Genomic DNA, 14,940 nt, shown 5'->3' with positions numbered 1-14,940 from the left:
ATCCGAACCCTGCCTCAGTGCGGCCCCCAGTCGAGCGCATGGCCGAGCCCCTCGAGCGTCCGATCCCTGGGCAGCGGCTGGCCATCGGCCCCCACCACCAGCATGCGCGCGTGCTCGGCATCCCACCGTAGGTGCCCCTCCCGATCGCAGGTGTAGCCGACCCGTCCCGCGTCGCGTTCGCTCGACCACTGCCACGGCCTCGCCACCCACACCGTCTGCCGGCAGAACAGCCCCTCCTTGTAGAGGTAGGCGGTCCCGCGATCGTCGGGCAGCGCCGACCACTCGACGATGGTGGGCCCGAACGGAAACGAGGGATCGGCCGCGAGCACCCCGGCCAGCCCACCGAGCGCGAGCACGATGTGCAACACGCCCAGTCCGAGCTTGCGCCACAGGGGTTTGCTGCGACGCACCACCGTGGCCGTGGACGCCAGCGTCGCGGCCACGCCCACGCAGGCCAGCAGCCACGGAATTGCGCCGAGCCACGGCCGTGGCATCCGCGTGGGTACGTCGAGGGCGTGGAACATCCCGTGTACGCCAGCGCCCAGCCCGAACGCGACGAGCCCCAGCAGCAGCGCACGGTGACGCAGGAGCAGGGCCATCGCGTGCGCCAGCGTAACACGCGGAGCCGTCGTCGGAGCCATGGAGCCGACACGAACCGCCAAGTCCGCTATCCTCGGATCCATGGCTTGGGTTGGACTGGGACTTGGATTCGGAGACGGAGACGGATGACGAAGTGGCTCGTGGGTCCGTGCCTCATCGCGTGCGGGCCCTCGGTCGACGAGCCGGAGCTCGGTACGTGATGTGGTCCCCCGACGGTCGCAGCCTGTATCGGGTCGAATCGGGTCAGTGCAGGCGGTCGCGCCAGTATCCGGGTGCTCGATGGTGGTGGGCGAATGCGATGAGTGTCGGGGTCCCGTCGAGGATCCCAACGATGAGCGAGTAGCGGAACCTGCGAAGCGCGAATGCGCGTAGCATCAAGCCTCGCGGTGCATTCACCAACAGCGGTGCGCTCTCGGGAAAACGCGTAATCTGCCGCAGCTTGTCGGCGTACTCGTCCAACAGGATCTGGCCGTAGCCCACTCGCTCGCGTTCGACGTAGGCAACCGCGTCGTCGAGCTCATCGGCTGCCTCTTGGAGGATCCGCAGCTTGGCCATCAGCTGCCGTACTTCGCCCTCAGCGTCCGCAGGTGATCCTCGGCATCGTAGAAGGTCGCTTCGCCGTTCTCGATCCTTTCGAGGCGCCGGGCGATCTCCGCCTGCCATTCCGGGCTCAAGGTTGCCGGTTCTAGGCTCATGCTCAACACGCCGACGAGCGCCTCACGTTCGTCGGCGGGGAGGGCGAGGGCTGCTTCGAGAACCTTCTGGGCAGCGGACGTCACGATGGGGGAATGGTACGACGTGAACGACGGGACCGCCACGGGCGCACAGTGTGCCGGGCGACCGAGGGCGTTGGACGCCGGGAGGCCGTAGCTTCGGTCACCGCAGTCCACGTGGTCGGGCACTAACCGTCGACGAGATCCTGTTGGCATGCGGTTTGCGACATGCGCGCCCGCACCAGCCGCAGTTCTCGCCGTCGCTCCCAGCCCCCTCCGCGGCCTACTGAGCGCCCTGCCTTGGCCCATGTCGCCTGCCACCTGCGTCGGGCGGGGTGGACTGGGTACGAAACTGTGCTCGGCTTGGTGGCCGATGGGCTGCTCGCTCGAAGCAGCTCGTTGCTTCGATGGCCGGGTCAGCGGGACGGTCCCCACAGCCGATAAGCACTCCCACGGCACCCATGAACGCGATCCTCTGCGCGAGGACCTTCATCGGTCGAGCTCCTCCCAGCCGCCTTCGATGTTCGTGACGCGTCCCTGACCTCACGAGTCACGGCGTACTTCGTGGGTACGACCCGTCAAACGCGATTGGTCGATTTCCATGATTTCCGAGGAGTCGACCGAAGCAAGCCCCGCCGAACCACGGGCGGTGACTTCGGAGCTGGGCCCGTTCCAAATGGTACACACATCGGAAATCGATTTCTCTTGTGGATATCTGCGTCGGCCGGGCGGTATCTTTGTCGACCGCGTGGACCGGGTGCAATATCGTGCTCGGCCCGATGGCTGATGGTTGCTCGCTTGAAGCGGCTCGTTGCTTCCGATAGCCTCGTCTGCACGATGAGCGCAGCGATGAAGGTCGTACGTCGTTTGATTTCCATGGTGCTCCCTGCCATCGCGTTCACCGTGGTCGTCGTGGCCGGGCTCTCCGTCGCCACCATGCTGCCGCACACCGCACGCGCGCATGGGGGTTGCTCGGAGTGCACACACGCGATCACCCACTGGACCTGCGGACCGACCAACAAGGACAATCGCAGGTGTCACAAGACGTCGGCGGCGCTTTGCATGAACCTCGCGACCGAGTGCGTCGGCAGCACGACTGCCATCTCGGGCGGTGGCCTCGGTGATGGTGGCAACGACGAGTACTCGATCTCGACGACCACCTACTAGGTGCCATGTCCGTGCGTCGATCCCTGATTCGATGGACGACGGGCACGGCCCTCGTCGGCGTGCTCTGTGGCATTGGATGGTGTCGGACCACGGATCGCCTCGACCATCGGACTGCTCGAAGCGAGCACCAGGGTCGCGTCGACTCGCGCCCGTCGACCGTCGTCGCGCTCGGAGCCATTCGGCCGCGTACCATCGATCCTGCCGAGCCTCCGCTCGAGTGGGTCCGGGAGGGAGCTTCGATCGAGCCACCTGGTGAGGCGCCTGCTCTGCACGAGATGGTCACTGACGAGTTCGCGCTCGAGGAGCTGATGGGCCTGCTCGAGTGGTCGTTGTCGGTCGGGTACGGGGGCGAGGCCGGGCTACGGGCAGCTCGGTGTGTCGCCCAGTTCGAGTCGCAGCTCGACGAATACTGTGCGTGGGAGATCGAGGCGGTCCTGCGTCGACGTTCGGAGGACCAGGAGACCGGAGAGATCGTCTACGCCAGGGTGGAGCTGATCCGTGGCGTCGACCAGCCAGCGTGCCGGGCGTTGGCCTCGTGCTCGACCGAGGTCTGGGCCGATCGCGGCCCGGTTCCGATGCCAGCCCACCTCGGCGCGGAGCTGCCGTTCTCGCAATCGGGACGCAATTCGTACTGGGACCCCAGCAAGGGCTCGGACATCGGGGCGCACTATCGTCGACTCGTGGTGGACGAACGGCGCGACCTCGAAGAGCTCGAAGCGGCCGCCCACGAGCCGACCCAGGTCACTCCCTCGTCGCTCGGGTGGAACCTCTTGTTCTTGCGACATCATCTGGATGAATTCGACTGCGTGCTCGATGTGCTCGAGCAACGTGAGGAGGCGTGTGGCACATGAGACGGACGCTGCTGCGGATCGCCGGAGCCAGCGTCGCGGGCTTGGTCTTCGTGCTCGGGTTGGTCTGGTATGCATCGTTGCACGACCACATCCCGGAGCACTGGCCGCGGGTCTACCTGGCGTCCGATTGCCCCGCGAGCGACTTCGCGATGGCGGTGGCCGAAGGACCGGGCCGGGCGGTGTCGTTGGTCACCATCCCACTCGACGACGGGGCGCTCTCGATACGCGCTTGTCGACTCACGCTGGACCGGCTCGCGGTCGACAGCGTCGTGTGGTGGCCAGCGACGAAGCTACCGGACTCGCTGGTCTGCGGGATGCTCGTGATCGATGGCTCGCGGTGGATGGCCCGAAACCAGCACGCACGGTGGCCGGTGTTCGTGGGGGCCGACGGGCGGGCGTACCTGGGGGCTGATGTCGAAGGGCTGCGGACGGTGGGGCTCGAAGTGAGCGACGAGGAGTACGCACGGATGCTCGAGCGACTCGCCGGGCTCGCCGAGGGCAGCACTCGCCGCGATGAGGAATGAGCGGGGCAACGCCCTCAGCGGTCGACCGATCGCCCCGCCTTGGCCAGGTCGCCCGCCACCACCGCGACGAAGCGATCCATCCGCACGTGCTCGACCAGCGCCGCCCTAACCTGCTCGGGAGTGAGCGCCGCAATCGCATCATTGAGCTTCTGGGTGAAGGCCATGGTGCGCCCGAGGAACAGATCCTCGAGGTGCTGGTCGGCCACCGTGTCGTCGCTCGACAGCGAGGTATCGAACGCAGCCTTGTAGCTGGCCTTGGCGGCCTCGAGCTCCTCCTTGGTGACCCCGTCGCGAACGAGCCGCTGCAGCTCCTCGGTCATCGCCTGAAGCACCTTGTCGGCGTTCTGCGGTGCACACTGGGCGCCGGCCACGAGCTGGGCCGAGGCATCGAAGGAGTCGGCCGAGAGGAACGAGAACGCCCCGTACGACCACCCTTCCTTCTGGCGCAGGCGCTCCATCAGCCGCGACTCCACCGCGCCGCCGAGTACATGGTTGGCCAGCACCAGCGCGGCGTAGTCGGGGTCGTCGTCGCGCAGCTTCATGGTCTGCCCCATGACGACCATGGCGTTCTCCTTGTCTGGCGTGTCGATGTAGACCGGCGTGCCCCCGGCGACGTCGTGGAACGGATCGGGCAGGCGCTGGTACGGACGCTTGGCGGCCCAGCCCTCGAGGTGCTGCTCGACGGCGGTGCGCAGCGCCTTGGCGTCGAAGTCGCCCACGACCGAGATCTGCATGTCGCCCGCCCCCCAAAGGCGCTGGTGCACGCTCACCAGATCGGCTCGCTTGACCTTCTTGAGCCGTACGATCGACTCCTCGACGGTGGCGCGGTAGCGGGGATCGGAGGCGGGATAGGGCCCCAGGGTGCGGAACAGGTGCTCGAACGATCGCGTGCCCGGCTCGTTGCCGGCCTCTTGCAGCGCCGCGAGCTGCTCCTGCCGCAGCACCTCGAGCTCCTTGGCGGGAAACGTGGGCTCGCGCAGCATCTCGGCCAACAGCGCCACCACGCCGGGCACGCTGTCGCTCACGGTGTTGACGTAGACCCAGGCCCCGGTGTCGCTGCCGCCGATGTAGACCTGTGCCTTGAGCCGATCGAGCTCGTCACGCAGCTCCTGGCGCGAGTGCTTGGTGGTGCCACGCATCACCATGTCGCCCACCAGGCCGGCGGCCGCGGTCTTGCCCCGCAGTTCCTCGAGCGAGCCCGCCCGCAGGCGAATGCGCATGGTCACCGCGCCGCCGCGGGTCTGCTTGGGCAGAAGCGCCAGCGCGATGCCTCCCGGCGTCTTGTCGCGCACGGTCTTGGCCTCGATGTTGGCGATGGTGGCAGCAAAGGCCTCACCCTCGCGCAGCGCCCCTCGCCCCTGGTAGCCGTCGACATAGGCCATCACGTCGGGCCCGGTGGTCAACGGCGCACGATCGGGCGCCTTGGTGGGCAGGAACATCCCCACCGTGCGGTTCGACGGCTTGACGTAGCGCTTGGCGAACGCCTTGACCTGGGCGGCGTTGATCTGCTCGACGCGATCGCGGTGGACGAAGAACATCCGCCAGTCGCCCAGGGCCGCCCACTCCGTCAGCTCGATCGCGATCTCGGTGCTGTCGGTGAGCGCGAGCTCGATGTTCTTGAGCTGGCGATTGCGGAAGCGCTCGACCTCCTCCTCGGTGATGGTGTCGGCCACCCCGGCGATGAGCTCCAGCAGGCGCTCGCGCACCGGCTCGACCGGCTTGCCCGGGGGCACCTCGGCCGAGAACTGCACCCAGCCCGGGTCGTGCAGCGGCTGGGTGTGCCCGTACACGGCCGAGGCGATCCCCGGCTCCACCAGCGCCTTGTACAGCCGCCCCGAGGGCTCGTCGGTGAGCGCATGCACCAGCGCCTCTCCGGCCACGTAGTCGGGGTCGGCCCCCGCCACGCCGTGGAACAGCACCCCCACCACGCCCACGTCGCCCACGCGCTGCAGGTTCACCGTGCGCTCTCCGTCTTGCACCGGCTCGACGGTGTAGGTCGGGGGCAGCGTCCGCTGAGGGCGGGGGATGGTGGCGAAGCACTCCTGCACCAGCTCGAGCGCGCGCTTGGCCTCGAACGCTCCGGCCACCACCAGCACCGCGTTGTCGGGCTGATAGTACTTCTCGTAGAACGCTCGCAGCGCCGAGACCGGCACGTTCTCGATGTCGCTGCGCGAGCCGATCGTCGACTTGCCGTAGTTGTGCCACAAGAACGCGGTGCTCAGCATGCGCTCGTCGAGAACACCCGGGGCGTAGTTCTCCCCCATCTCGAACTCGTTGCGCACGACCGAGAACTCCTTGGCGAGCTGCTTGGGGTCGATCGAGCTGTTGATCATGCGATCGGCCTCGAACCGGAGCGCCCACTCCAGGTTCTCGTCGCTGGCCGGCATGGTCTCGTAGTAGTTGGTGCGGTCGTACCAGGTGGTGCCGTTGAACTGAGCCCCGTGATCCTGCAACAGCTGCCACGGGTCCTGGTGGGTGGGCGTGCCCTTGAACAGCATGTGCTCGAGCAAGTGCGCCATGCCCGTCTCGCCGTAGCCCTCGTGCCGCGAGCCCACCATGTACGTGACGTTCACCGTGACCCGCTCGCGCGAGGGGTCGGGAAACAGGAGCACGCGCATGCCGTTGGCCAGCTCGTACTCGGTGATGCCCTCGACCGTGTGCAGCTGCTTGGGCGGCGCGACGTCGGCGGCCGCCTTGGTGTCGGTGGGAGGCGTGCCATGCACGACCTCCTCGGGCATCACGGTGACGCCTCGCTGGCACGCGGCGGTCGACAGGGCGAGGGCCAGGGTCGGGGCCAGCAACGAGGCCACTTGGCGGAGGGCAAGCGCGGGAGCACGACGACGCGGGGCGAGGCTCATGCCGGGCACTCTCGCACACTCTGGAAGGCCCGTCGGCAGCACCGCGCACCGTGGCCCAAGGACCGAGCCTCGGCCGCCCCCGGCTCGACGAAACGCGCGACGAGCCGTTCCTGCGCACCAAACGCCCGGAGTGCGGACCACCCCCACCCCGCGACTAGGCACTGTCAATCGGGCAGCGAGTGTCCGTCGCGCGCGAGGTAGGCGACGGTCCTGGGACCGAAGCCCGGCCGAGGCTCGTGATGGACGAAGAAGCCGCGCGGCAGTCCGAGCGCGGTCAGCCAGTTCACCCGCGTGCCACCCTCGCCGCTCGGGGGGAACTCGATCTCGGCGACGCACAGCGTGGTCCTGCAGCTCGCGGACACCAGCGTCGCCCCGGGCGGCGCGTGAGCGGCGAGCCCTTCGGCGATCCGACGCTCCATCGCCGGGGCCCAGCTCGGATCCACCGGCTCGGCATCGGCAAGGTCGACGATGTCCTCGATGCGACGCGCGACGAGCTCCTGCTCACGAACGAGGCTCGCCTCGTCGTCCTCGTCGCCGTCGTCCTCCTCGCGATCCTCGTCTGGGTCACCGGCGGGCTCCGCGAGCTCCTCGTGGGGCGCGTCGGACTCGGGCGCCGGGGTCGCGCCGCTCAGCCAGCGGCGTGGCATGAGCGGGAGGCCTCGACGCACGCGCGGGCTCGTCGCCGCGACGCGCTCCTGGCTCGACTCGTACACCTTCGGTCTGCGCACCACCGTGGACGATGGATCCGCCGAGCCGCACGTGAACACACCGATCAGCATGCCGATCCCCGCCAGCCCCAGGAGCACGCCCCATGTCCCTCTCTTCATCGTCGTCGTCTCTCTGCTCGTCGCTCTCGTTCTCGGGCTCGGTGAGGGCGGTCGCACGGGCGACCATGCCCTCACCGACGGTCGAATCGACTCGGGGTCGATGCTCAGGGACTCTCGTTGGTGCGATAGCTGAGGATGCGATCCTCGTCGCCCAGCGTGCACTCGATCACGAAGTGCCCGTTGTCGTACTCGGTGAAGCCGTTCAGCGGAAACTCGAGGCTGAAGAAGCCGGTCGTGCTCGGCGATTCCTCGTACTCGGAATCGGTGAACGTGCCGCCGACCGAGACCGAGTGAACGGTGCACTCCGGGCGCTTGTAGGACGAGCCTCGATTCTCCACCCTGACCCGCACGAACTCGAGCTCGCTCTGGGTGTCGTCGCGCAGCACTGGACACCAGTACGTCTGCTCCGCCCCGAGGTCGTTCTCGAGGTATCGAGCCGAGAAGATCGTGTACTCGGGATCTTCCTCGGGCTGACACGCGTGAGCCGGGAGGATCTTGTTGTCGCCAGCCATCGCAATCCGGGGTCCGAGCCCCTGCATCACGACCCCGCCCAGCGTCAGCCCAACACAGGCAACGATCACCGTGACGAGTCGGCCGTGGTCATTGAGTCTCGTTTCGCTCTTCATCGACGTTCCTTTCTGCTCCAGTTGATTCCCTGGACCAACCAGCGTTCCGGTCCCCTGCGATTCGACTCGGCGAGTGGAAGCGAGTACCCCTTGCGGGCGAGATAGGCCATGGTCCGTGCGTGCCGCCCCGGCTGCGGCGGATGACGCACGAAGAACCCCCGAGGCAGCCCGAACACGGGCAGCCAATTGACGTGCTCGGTACCGGGATCCCCCGGTGGATGCACGAGCTCGACGATGCACAGCGTGGTCTTGCAGGTCGAGGACACGAGCGCGACGCCGGGCGGGCCGTGTGCGGCGAGCCCCTCGGCGATCCGATGCTCCGCAGCCGCCGACCAGCTCGGATCGAGCGTCTCTCGCTCCGCGGCGGCGGTGATGACCGCGGCGCGGCGCTCGGCGATCTCACGCTCGTGTTCGATGAGCTCGTCGAGCGCGGGCCCCTCTCGACTCACGTCGTCCTCGGCCGCCTCGGCCTCGGCGCGGCGCGTGCCATCGCCTCGCTCGACCTGCGTGTGCCGCCGCGCCAGCTCGTTCGCCAGCGCGACGAGCTCGTGGCGGCTCCTCGCCGCCGCGTGCGGCGAGCCATCGACGAGCGCCCCCGCCGACGCGCCGGCGAGACCGGCGAGCACGAACAGGGAGACATGCGTCAGTCGACTCATCGATCGCTTCTCGTCTCGGGATACAACGACGCGCCGAGATTTCATCACCGCGCCACCGCCCCCGGCGCGCGGCTCGGCAACGAGTGCCCATGCCCACCGTCGACGCGACCATCATCGACCCTCGCAGCGCCCCCCAGACGCTGCCGACGCCCGCGGGGCTGGCCGCGATCGCGAGCGCACCGCCCGAAAGCGACACCTACGGCAAGGACCCGACGGTGGCGCGGCTCGAGTCGCTCGCGGCCGAGGCCATCACGTGTGCTCGGCGCGAAGACCGAGTCGCTCGTCGACGAGCGCGCGCAGCTCGTTGGTCTCGAACGGCTTCTCCACGCACTTGTTGGGCACCTTCTCGAGGAAGCGGCGGACGCTGTCCACCCGCGTGCCGCCGGTGATGAAGACGATGCGCTCCTCGGCTCCGGGCACGAGCTCGGCGAGGATGCGATGGAAGTCGCACCCGCTGGCCCCCGGCATCATGATGTCGCAGAAGATCACGTCGAACTCCTCGCGGGTGCACAGGCCCAGCGCATCCTGGACGTTGGACACGCAGGTCACGACGTGGCGCCGCAGCGAGCGCTCGATGGTGCGAAGGATGAAGGGCTCGTCGTCGATGACCAGCACCTTCCCCGACGTGGCCGATCGCCGAAACAGAGGCTCGGGGGCGGCCTCCGCCGACTCCTCGGGAGGAGGACCCACCGTCGGGAGCTTCACCGTGAATCGTGCGCCCTCCCCCGGGGTGCTCTGGACGTCGATGGTGCCCCCCATGCCGTGGATCAGCGAGTGGCAGATCGACAGGCCCAGGCCCGTCCCCTGATCGACCGCCTTGGTGGTGAAGAACGGATCGAACACGTTGTCGATGACTGCATGCTCGATCCCGGGGCCCGTGTCGGACACGTACAGCCCGATCATGCAGTCCTCCGACGCATCGATCCCGATCTCGAGGCGCAGCGGGTGAGCCCCCCGGCTCGCACGCACTCCGGCCATCGCGTGCGAGGCGTTCTCCAGCAGGTTGATCAGCACCTGCTCCAGCTCGAGGCGACGTCCGACCACCTGTTCCTCGCCGACCTCGACCACGAGCTCGAGCTGCTCTCGCTGGAGCAGCCGGGCCATCGTCAGCGCCGAGTCCACGGCATCCCGCAGGGTGATCACCTCCATGGGCGCCTCGCTCTGACGGGCGAACAGCTTGATGTTGCGTACGATCTTGGTGATCCGGTTGGCCCCGTGATCGATGGCCGCGAGCGACTCGGCGAGCTCGTCCCGGAGCCCCTGCGGCAAGTAGGACGCCATCTCCGGGAGGTCCTCCGAGAGGATCTCCGCGTTCCCCACGATGAAGCTCAGGGGGTTGTTGATCTCGTGGCAGAGCCCCGCCGCGAGCCGGCCCAGCCCCTCGAGGCGCTGTGCCTTGCGCAGCTGACTCTCGGCCAGGGCTCGCTCGGCGATCTCCTTGCGCAGGTGAGCGTTGGTGGCCGCCAGCTCTCCCTGCTGCTCGCTGACCGAGTGCTCGAGCTCCGCCATGCGGGCCTTGTCGCGGCGGGAGAGCACCCACTTCTCGCACAACACGCTGGCCATCTGACGCACCTCGAGCATGTCGAAGGGCTTCTTGAGGATCAGCACCCGATCCCGCGCCGGGAGGGCCGCCAGTCGCTGCGGGGCCGTACCGTTGATGTGCGCCGTGCACAGGACCACGTGCACGTCTGGATCCACCGCCGTGATCCGCTCGGTGGACTCCATGCCGTCCCAGCCGGGTGGCATCCGGATGTCCATGAACACCAGGGCGTAGGGCGCGTCGGCCTTCCGCGCCGCGGTCACGCGAGCCAGGGCTTCCTTGCCCTGCATGGCGAAGTCCAGCTCGAACGTCGGGCCGAGGGTGGCCGAGACCGGGGCCGAGACCGGAAGGTCCCCGAGCACCGAGAGGGTCAGCTCGTCCAGCGCCCGGCACCGCGTCTGCTCGTCGGAGAGGCTCTGGTTGAAGTCATCGTGGATGGCCGGATTGTCGTCGACGACGAGGACCCGGAAGGCGGCCTCGGAGGCCAGTGCCGCAGGCTCCGCTCGGTCTGCGACGAGCTCGAGCGCGCGGCTCGGTGCCGGGTCGGTCATGACCGCCCCCGGGGAAGCGTGAGACGGAACAGCGCGCCCACGCCGGGGCCCTTGGTGTGGGCGCTCAGCGAGCCGTTCATCGTGTGCGCAGCGACGATCGAGGAGTGCAGGCCAAAGCCGTGGCCGTCCTCCTTGGTCGTGAAGCCGTGCTCGAAGATCCGCTCGATCAGCGACTGCGGGATGCCCACGCCGTTGTCCTCGACCTCGAATGCGATCCGGTCGTCTTGCTCGACCACGCGGACCACGAGCCTGCGCGGCCGGCCTTCCACCGCCTCGAGCGACTCGATGGCGTTGAGGATCAAGTTGGCGAGGATCTGCAGCGCGGACTGGCGGTCGAGGGCAATGGTGCCGCCGACCTCGGATTTCGCGTCGACCTTGATGTCGAGGTGCACGAGCTTGATGGAGAACATCGCCAGCGTGCGCTCGACCAGGTCGAGGGGCACCACGTCCTCGATCCGATCGCCGGGCTTGGCCACCGATTGCTGGGCGTCCACCGTTGCGCGCATCAGCTCGAAGTGCTCGGCGAGGCGGGACAGATCCGAGCCCATCCGCTCGCGCTCCGACATCAGCTCCTCGGTCAGCTGGCTGAGCAGCGCCGGGAACTTCTGGCCGCGGGGATCCTCGGTCATGAACGCACCGATCCGCTCCCCGTTGTCCTGGAGCAGCTTGGCGAGCCGGGGCAGCACGGGGACTCGAGACGAGGCGAAGGCTCGGGACAGCGACGAGACCGACACCCCGACGCTGTTGAGCACGTTGCTGACGTTGTGGAGCACGCCGGTGATCACCTCGGCCATCCCCGACCGATGCGAGGCCTCCATCAGCTCCTGTCGGGCGCGCTCGAGCTGGAGCTCCGCGGTCTTCTGGGCCGTGATCGTGAGCGAGATGCTGATGAGCCCGCGACGTTTGCCGTCCACATCGTTGAGCGCCGACAGATGGTTCGAGTACCAGTCACGCCCCCCCGTCAGGTGTTCGACATAGGACTCGATGTGCTGCGACTGACCGGTCTCGAGCACCCGGGTGCTCGCGCTGAGGAACTTGTCCTTCTGCTGCGGCTGGAGGAACGACAGGTAGCTGGTCCCGATGACGTCCTCCCAGCGGTAACCCTCTGCGATGGTGTTGGAGTACAGGATCCTCAGATCCATGTCGGTGAAGGTGATGAAGGCTGGCGCCTGCGCGAGGATGGCGTGCAGGGTGGCGACGTCGGGTAGACCCGGGGGAAGTCTCGGTGGGCTGGACATGACGAAAGGAGGGGCTCGCGACTCATGCCTAGGCGGACTGGCCGACGACGTGCGCCAGCGAGATGCACATGTCGCTGGCGCGGCGGAGCAGCTGAAGCTGCTCGGGAGTCAAGGTGGTGGCCGACAGCTCCGAGAGGGCCGTGCGCAGCTCGGTGAGGGACTCGATCATGCTCTCCTCGGAGGAGGGCGCGTCTCCCCTCGACACCAGCTGCTGCTCGCACTGCGCGAGCCGGTGCTCGAGACGCTGGACCCGGTCACGAACCTTCAGGTCGGTCTGCCAGCGAGACGTGGTGGCCAGGGCCATCTGCTTGACCGCGCTCGGATCGACCGGCTTGCGCAGGAACAGCAGCTTGTCGGTGGGCCCGAGCTGCTCGACGATGTCCTCCCAGGTGTAGTCGGTGTACGCCGAGCAGATGATCATCTGGATGTCGGGATCGCGCTCCCAGATCCGGCGGATCGTCTCCACCCCGTTCCATCCGGGCGGCATGCGCATGTCGACGAACGCGAGCGCAAAGGACTGCCCTGCCTCGACCGCTCCCTGGACCGCCTCGACCGCGGCGCGCCCCTGAAACGCGGAATCGAACTCGTAGGCCGGAAGCGCCGCGCCCCGGGGATCGCCGCGCTCGTCACCCAGCACATCCGACATCAGGTCGTCGAGTCTGGTGCTCGGGGTCGAAGATCGCAGCATCGAACGAAAATCGTCGTGGATGTCCGCGTTGTCATCGACGATGAGGACCCTGTACTTGGCCGATACCGAATTGCCTTGCCCTGGCATTCTCCACTCGACGGCGCCCCACTCGAGCAACCCACCTCGCACACGGACCGTACCATGATGGACCTCAGCGATTCTATAAGGAAAGTGCGGCCGGACGATCAGCCAACGCCGGACCCGAGACTCGGCCGAGCAACGTCGGCTCGTTGTGTGCGATCGAATCGCACCTTGGGGCAACGACCCTCTCACCGCCGGAATCGAGCGTAGCGGCGACCGACGAGGCGGTGGAGCGGATCCCGCGGGCTCACCATGGGCTCAGGCCGCGATGCCGGACCACTTCGTCAGCCGCGACAGCTCCGACACCACCCGCTGCTGATCGATGGGCTTGCCGACGTAGCCATTCATCCCCGCCTCGAGGCAGCGGCCCCGGTCGCCGGCCATCGTGAACGCCGTCATGGCCACGATCGGCAGCGATGCGACCTCCCTGTCCGACGCGTCGCGGATTGCGGTCGTGGCCTCGAAGCCGTCCATGACTGGCATCTGGATGTCCATGAACACGATGTCGAAGTGGTCCTGGCGCACGCGCTCGATGGCTTGACGCCCGTCACCGACCACCTCGACCTCGCAGCCGAGGCGCTCGAGCATCCGCTTGGTGACCTTCTGGTTGATGAGGTTGTCCTCGACGACCAGGGTGCGGATGCGTCGCAGCGGAGCCTCGATCGCGGCAACGGGCACGGGTGCGGGCACCACTGCGGGCGCGGTGGCCATGGGAACCGAGAACCAGATCTCCGTACCTCGGCCCAGCTCGCTGTGCACCCCGAGCCGACCGCCCATCCGCTGCACCAGCTCGCGGCAGACGGCGAGGCCCATGCCGGTGCCACCGCGAGTCCGATTCCACGAGTCGTCGAGCTGCGTGAGGTCGTCGAAGATCACCGCTTGCTTCTTGGCCGGGATGCCGATACCCGTGTCCTCGACCCGAACCGTGAGCGTCGACTCGCCGTCGTCGGACTCGGCCGGGTACGCGACCTCGATCCGTACGTGGCCGTGCTCGGTGAACTTGAGCGCGTTGTCGACGAGCTTGTCGACGATGCGCAGGACCTGCCGGCCGTCGCCGATGAAGCGGCTCGGCAGCTCCTGGGGATAGCGGAGCGAGATCTCCACGCCGGGCCGTTCCAACCGGGCGATGACTCGTGCCGTCGCGGCGCAGAGCCCCTCGCGCAGGTCGAATGGCTCGTGCTGGAGCTGCAGTCCGCCCGTCTCGGCCTGGAACAGATCGAGCGCATCATCGACGATCTCGAGCAGCGAGCCCCCGGCTCGGTGCGCCATGGCGAGGTTCTCCCGCTGCGCAGGGTCGAGCGGGCCCGCCATGGTGTTCTCGAGCATCCCGAGCACCCCATTGAGCGGGGTGCGCAGTTCGTGGCTCATGCAGGCGAGCACGGCGCTCTTGAAGCTGCTGGCCATCTGGATGTGGTTGCGCGAGCCCTCGTGGAACCACGCGAGGATGAGCAGGGTGGCCGAGAGGGAAATGCCGATGAAGGCCAGATCGCGCTCGGGGCTCCCCAGCATGTTCTTGGGCTCCGTGAACCCCACACCCGCCAGCCCGATGACGGTCACGGTCAGCAGCAACCCCGCCATCGCGAGGGTCCACCAAAGGGCCGCGCGCCGGTCGAGGAGCTGAACGGCCATGATCGGGACCAAGCTCCCGAGCGGAGCTGCAAACAGCCACGGATTGCCGAGGACGAGCATGATCGCGACGATGGATGCCTGCAGCGTCGACAGCATCACGTGGGCTGCGAGCGCATGCGAGCGCATGCGATACTGGAGCACCAGGCTCACCCCGTAGCCCACGCCGCCCACGATGCTGATCACTGCGTTTGCCGCGGCGAATTCACCAGCCACGAGGGCGATGAGGCTCCCCACGACGGTGAAGGTGAGCATCGCGGCGCTCAGGGTCAGCAGCATCAGCCACTGGTGTCGAGCGCGTTGGTCGAGTCGGAAGAAGTCCGCCGGCAGCAGGCGGTGCAGCCGAGGCAAGCGAGTCTGCTCCGTGACCATGCGGGAGCTCGCGTGCACGGAA

14 protein-coding genes are annotated in these 14,940 nt (G+C 67.9%); 3 read left to right on the top strand and 11 right to left on the bottom strand.

Features of this window, described 5'->3' with window-relative positions; translation table 11 throughout:
* Positions 1-14: 14 nt before the first annotated feature.
* From OEB96_RS25045 to OEB96_RS25035, 3 genes are all read right to left on the bottom strand, one after another.
* A complete protein-coding gene (locus OEB96_RS25045; protein ID WP_266219241.1) occupies positions 15-599 on the bottom strand; it encodes a hypothetical protein in 585 nt (194 codons plus the stop codon).
* 244 nt (positions 600-843) lie between these two features.
* Positions 844-1,155 (bottom strand): hypothetical protein, encoded by a 312-nt coding sequence (locus OEB96_RS25040; protein WP_266219240.1) that lies wholly within the window; start codon positions 1,153-1,155, stop codon positions 844-846.
* A complete protein-coding gene (locus tag OEB96_RS25035) occupies positions 1,155-1,379 on the bottom strand; it encodes an addiction module protein (protein WP_266219239.1) in 225 nt (74 codons plus the stop codon). The genes OEB96_RS25040 and OEB96_RS25035 overlap by 1 nt, the downstream gene beginning before the upstream one ends.
* A gap of 810 nt (positions 1,380-2,189) precedes the next feature.
* Here OEB96_RS25035 and OEB96_RS25030 point away from each other — a divergent pair.
* The 3 genes from OEB96_RS25030 (at position 2,190) to OEB96_RS25020 (ending at position 3,855) form a co-directional block, all read left to right on the top strand.
* Positions 2,190-2,480 (top strand): hypothetical protein, encoded by a 291-nt coding sequence (locus OEB96_RS25030; protein WP_266219238.1) that lies wholly within the window; start codon positions 2,190-2,192, stop codon positions 2,478-2,480.
* A 275-nt stretch (positions 2,481-2,755) separates the two neighbouring features.
* Positions 2,756-3,331, top strand: a complete 576-nt coding sequence (locus OEB96_RS25025) for a hypothetical protein (RefSeq protein ID WP_266219237.1) — start codon at positions 2,756-2,758, stop codon at positions 3,329-3,331.
* A complete protein-coding gene (locus tag OEB96_RS25020; RefSeq protein ID WP_266219236.1) occupies positions 3,328-3,855 on the top strand; it encodes a hypothetical protein in 528 nt (175 codons plus the stop codon). The genes OEB96_RS25025 and OEB96_RS25020 overlap by 4 nt, the downstream gene beginning before the upstream one ends.
* Positions 3,856-3,869: 14 nt before the next feature.
* Here OEB96_RS25020 and OEB96_RS25015 read toward each other — a convergent pair whose 3' ends face one another.
* The 8 genes from OEB96_RS25015 to OEB96_RS24980 all read right to left on the bottom strand — a co-directional run bounded on the left by OEB96_RS25015 (position 3,870) and on the right by OEB96_RS24980 (position 14,936).
* Positions 3,870-6,713, bottom strand: a complete 2,844-nt coding sequence (locus OEB96_RS25015; RefSeq protein WP_266219235.1) for a M16 family metallopeptidase — start codon at positions 6,711-6,713, stop codon at positions 3,870-3,872.
* Between the two features lie 164 nt (positions 6,714-6,877).
* Positions 6,878-7,540: a hypothetical protein gene (locus OEB96_RS25010; RefSeq protein WP_266219234.1), complete on the bottom strand. Its 663-nt coding sequence runs from the start codon at positions 7,538-7,540 to the stop codon at positions 6,878-6,880.
* A 104-nt stretch (positions 7,541-7,644) separates the two neighbouring features.
* Complete coding sequence (locus tag OEB96_RS25005; protein WP_266219233.1) at positions 7,645-8,166, bottom strand: hypothetical protein; 522 nt, start codon at positions 8,164-8,166, stop codon at positions 7,645-7,647.
* On the bottom strand, positions 8,163-8,822 hold the full coding sequence (locus OEB96_RS25000) for a hypothetical protein (protein WP_266219232.1): 660 nt from the start codon (positions 8,820-8,822) through the stop codon (positions 8,163-8,165). Before OEB96_RS25000 ends, OEB96_RS25005 begins: the two co-directional genes overlap by 4 nt.
* A 249-nt stretch (positions 8,823-9,071) precedes the next feature.
* Entirely contained in the window at positions 9,072-10,913 is a 1,842-nt protein-coding gene (locus tag OEB96_RS24995; RefSeq protein ID WP_266219231.1) for a response regulator, read from the bottom strand.
* Positions 10,910-12,151 carry an ATP-binding protein gene (locus tag OEB96_RS24990; RefSeq protein ID WP_266219230.1) on the bottom strand — a complete coding sequence of 414 codons (1,242 nt, stop codon included), beginning with the start codon at positions 12,149-12,151 and terminating at the stop codon, positions 10,910-10,912. Before OEB96_RS24990 ends, OEB96_RS24995 begins: the two co-directional genes overlap by 4 nt.
* Before the next feature lie 28 nt (positions 12,152-12,179).
* Entirely contained in the window at positions 12,180-12,839 is a 660-nt protein-coding gene (locus OEB96_RS24985) for a response regulator (protein WP_266219229.1), read from the bottom strand.
* Positions 12,840-13,178: 339 nt separating this feature from the next.
* On the bottom strand, positions 13,179-14,936 hold the full coding sequence (locus OEB96_RS24980) for an ATP-binding protein (protein ID WP_266219228.1): 1,758 nt from the start codon (positions 14,934-14,936) through the stop codon (positions 13,179-13,181).
* Positions 14,937-14,940: the final 4 nt, after the last annotated feature.

The sequence above is a fragment of the Paraliomyxa miuraensis genome, from assembly GCF_026337845.1.
Classification (GTDB): domain Bacteria; phylum Myxococcota_A; class Polyangia; order Nannocystales; family Nannocystaceae; genus Paraliomyxa; species Paraliomyxa miuraensis.
Note: the sequence above shows the minus strand (reverse complement) of the source record. Positions and strands in the feature narration are given on the sequence as shown.

What these genes read in the sequence shown, in the direction of transcription:
- OEB96_RS24985 (WP_266219229.1), bottom strand. Translation starts at nt 12,839, where the DNA reads ATGCTGCGATCTTCGACCCCGAGCACCAGACTCGACGACCTGATGTCG.
- OEB96_RS25045 (WP_266219241.1), bottom strand. Translation starts at nt 599, where the DNA reads ATGGCCCTGCTCCTGCGTCACCGTGCGCTGCTGCTGGGGCTCGTCGCG.
- OEB96_RS25010 (WP_266219234.1), bottom strand. Translation starts at nt 7,540, where the DNA reads ATGAAGAGAGGGACATGGGGCGTGCTCCTGGGGCTGGCGGGGATCGGC.
- OEB96_RS25025 (WP_266219237.1), top strand. Translation starts at nt 2,756, where the DNA reads ATGGTCACTGACGAGTTCGCGCTCGAGGAGCTGATGGGCCTGCTCGAG.
- OEB96_RS24990 (WP_266219230.1), bottom strand. Translation starts at nt 12,151, where the DNA reads ATGTCCAGCCCACCGAGACTTCCCCCGGGTCTACCCGACGTCGCCACC.
- OEB96_RS25030 (WP_266219238.1), top strand. Translation starts at nt 2,190, where the DNA reads ATGGTGCTCCCTGCCATCGCGTTCACCGTGGTCGTCGTGGCCGGGCTC.
- OEB96_RS25040 (WP_266219240.1), bottom strand. Translation starts at nt 1,155, where the DNA reads ATGGCCAAGCTGCGGATCCTCCAAGAGGCAGCCGATGAGCTCGACGAC.
- OEB96_RS25005 (WP_266219233.1), bottom strand. Translation starts at nt 8,166, where the DNA reads ATGAAGAGCGAAACGAGACTCAATGACCACGGCCGACTCGTCACGGTG.
- OEB96_RS25020 (WP_266219236.1), top strand. Translation starts at nt 3,328, where the DNA reads ATGAGACGGACGCTGCTGCGGATCGCCGGAGCCAGCGTCGCGGGCTTG.
- OEB96_RS25000 (WP_266219232.1), bottom strand. Translation starts at nt 8,822, where the DNA reads ATGAGTCGACTGACGCATGTCTCCCTGTTCGTGCTCGCCGGTCTCGCC.
- OEB96_RS24995 (WP_266219231.1), bottom strand. Translation starts at nt 10,913, where the DNA reads ATGACCGACCCGGCACCGAGCCGCGCGCTCGAGCTCGTCGCAGACCGA.
- OEB96_RS25015 (WP_266219235.1), bottom strand. Translation starts at nt 6,713, where the DNA reads ATGAGCCTCGCCCCGCGTCGTCGTGCTCCCGCGCTTGCCCTCCGCCAA.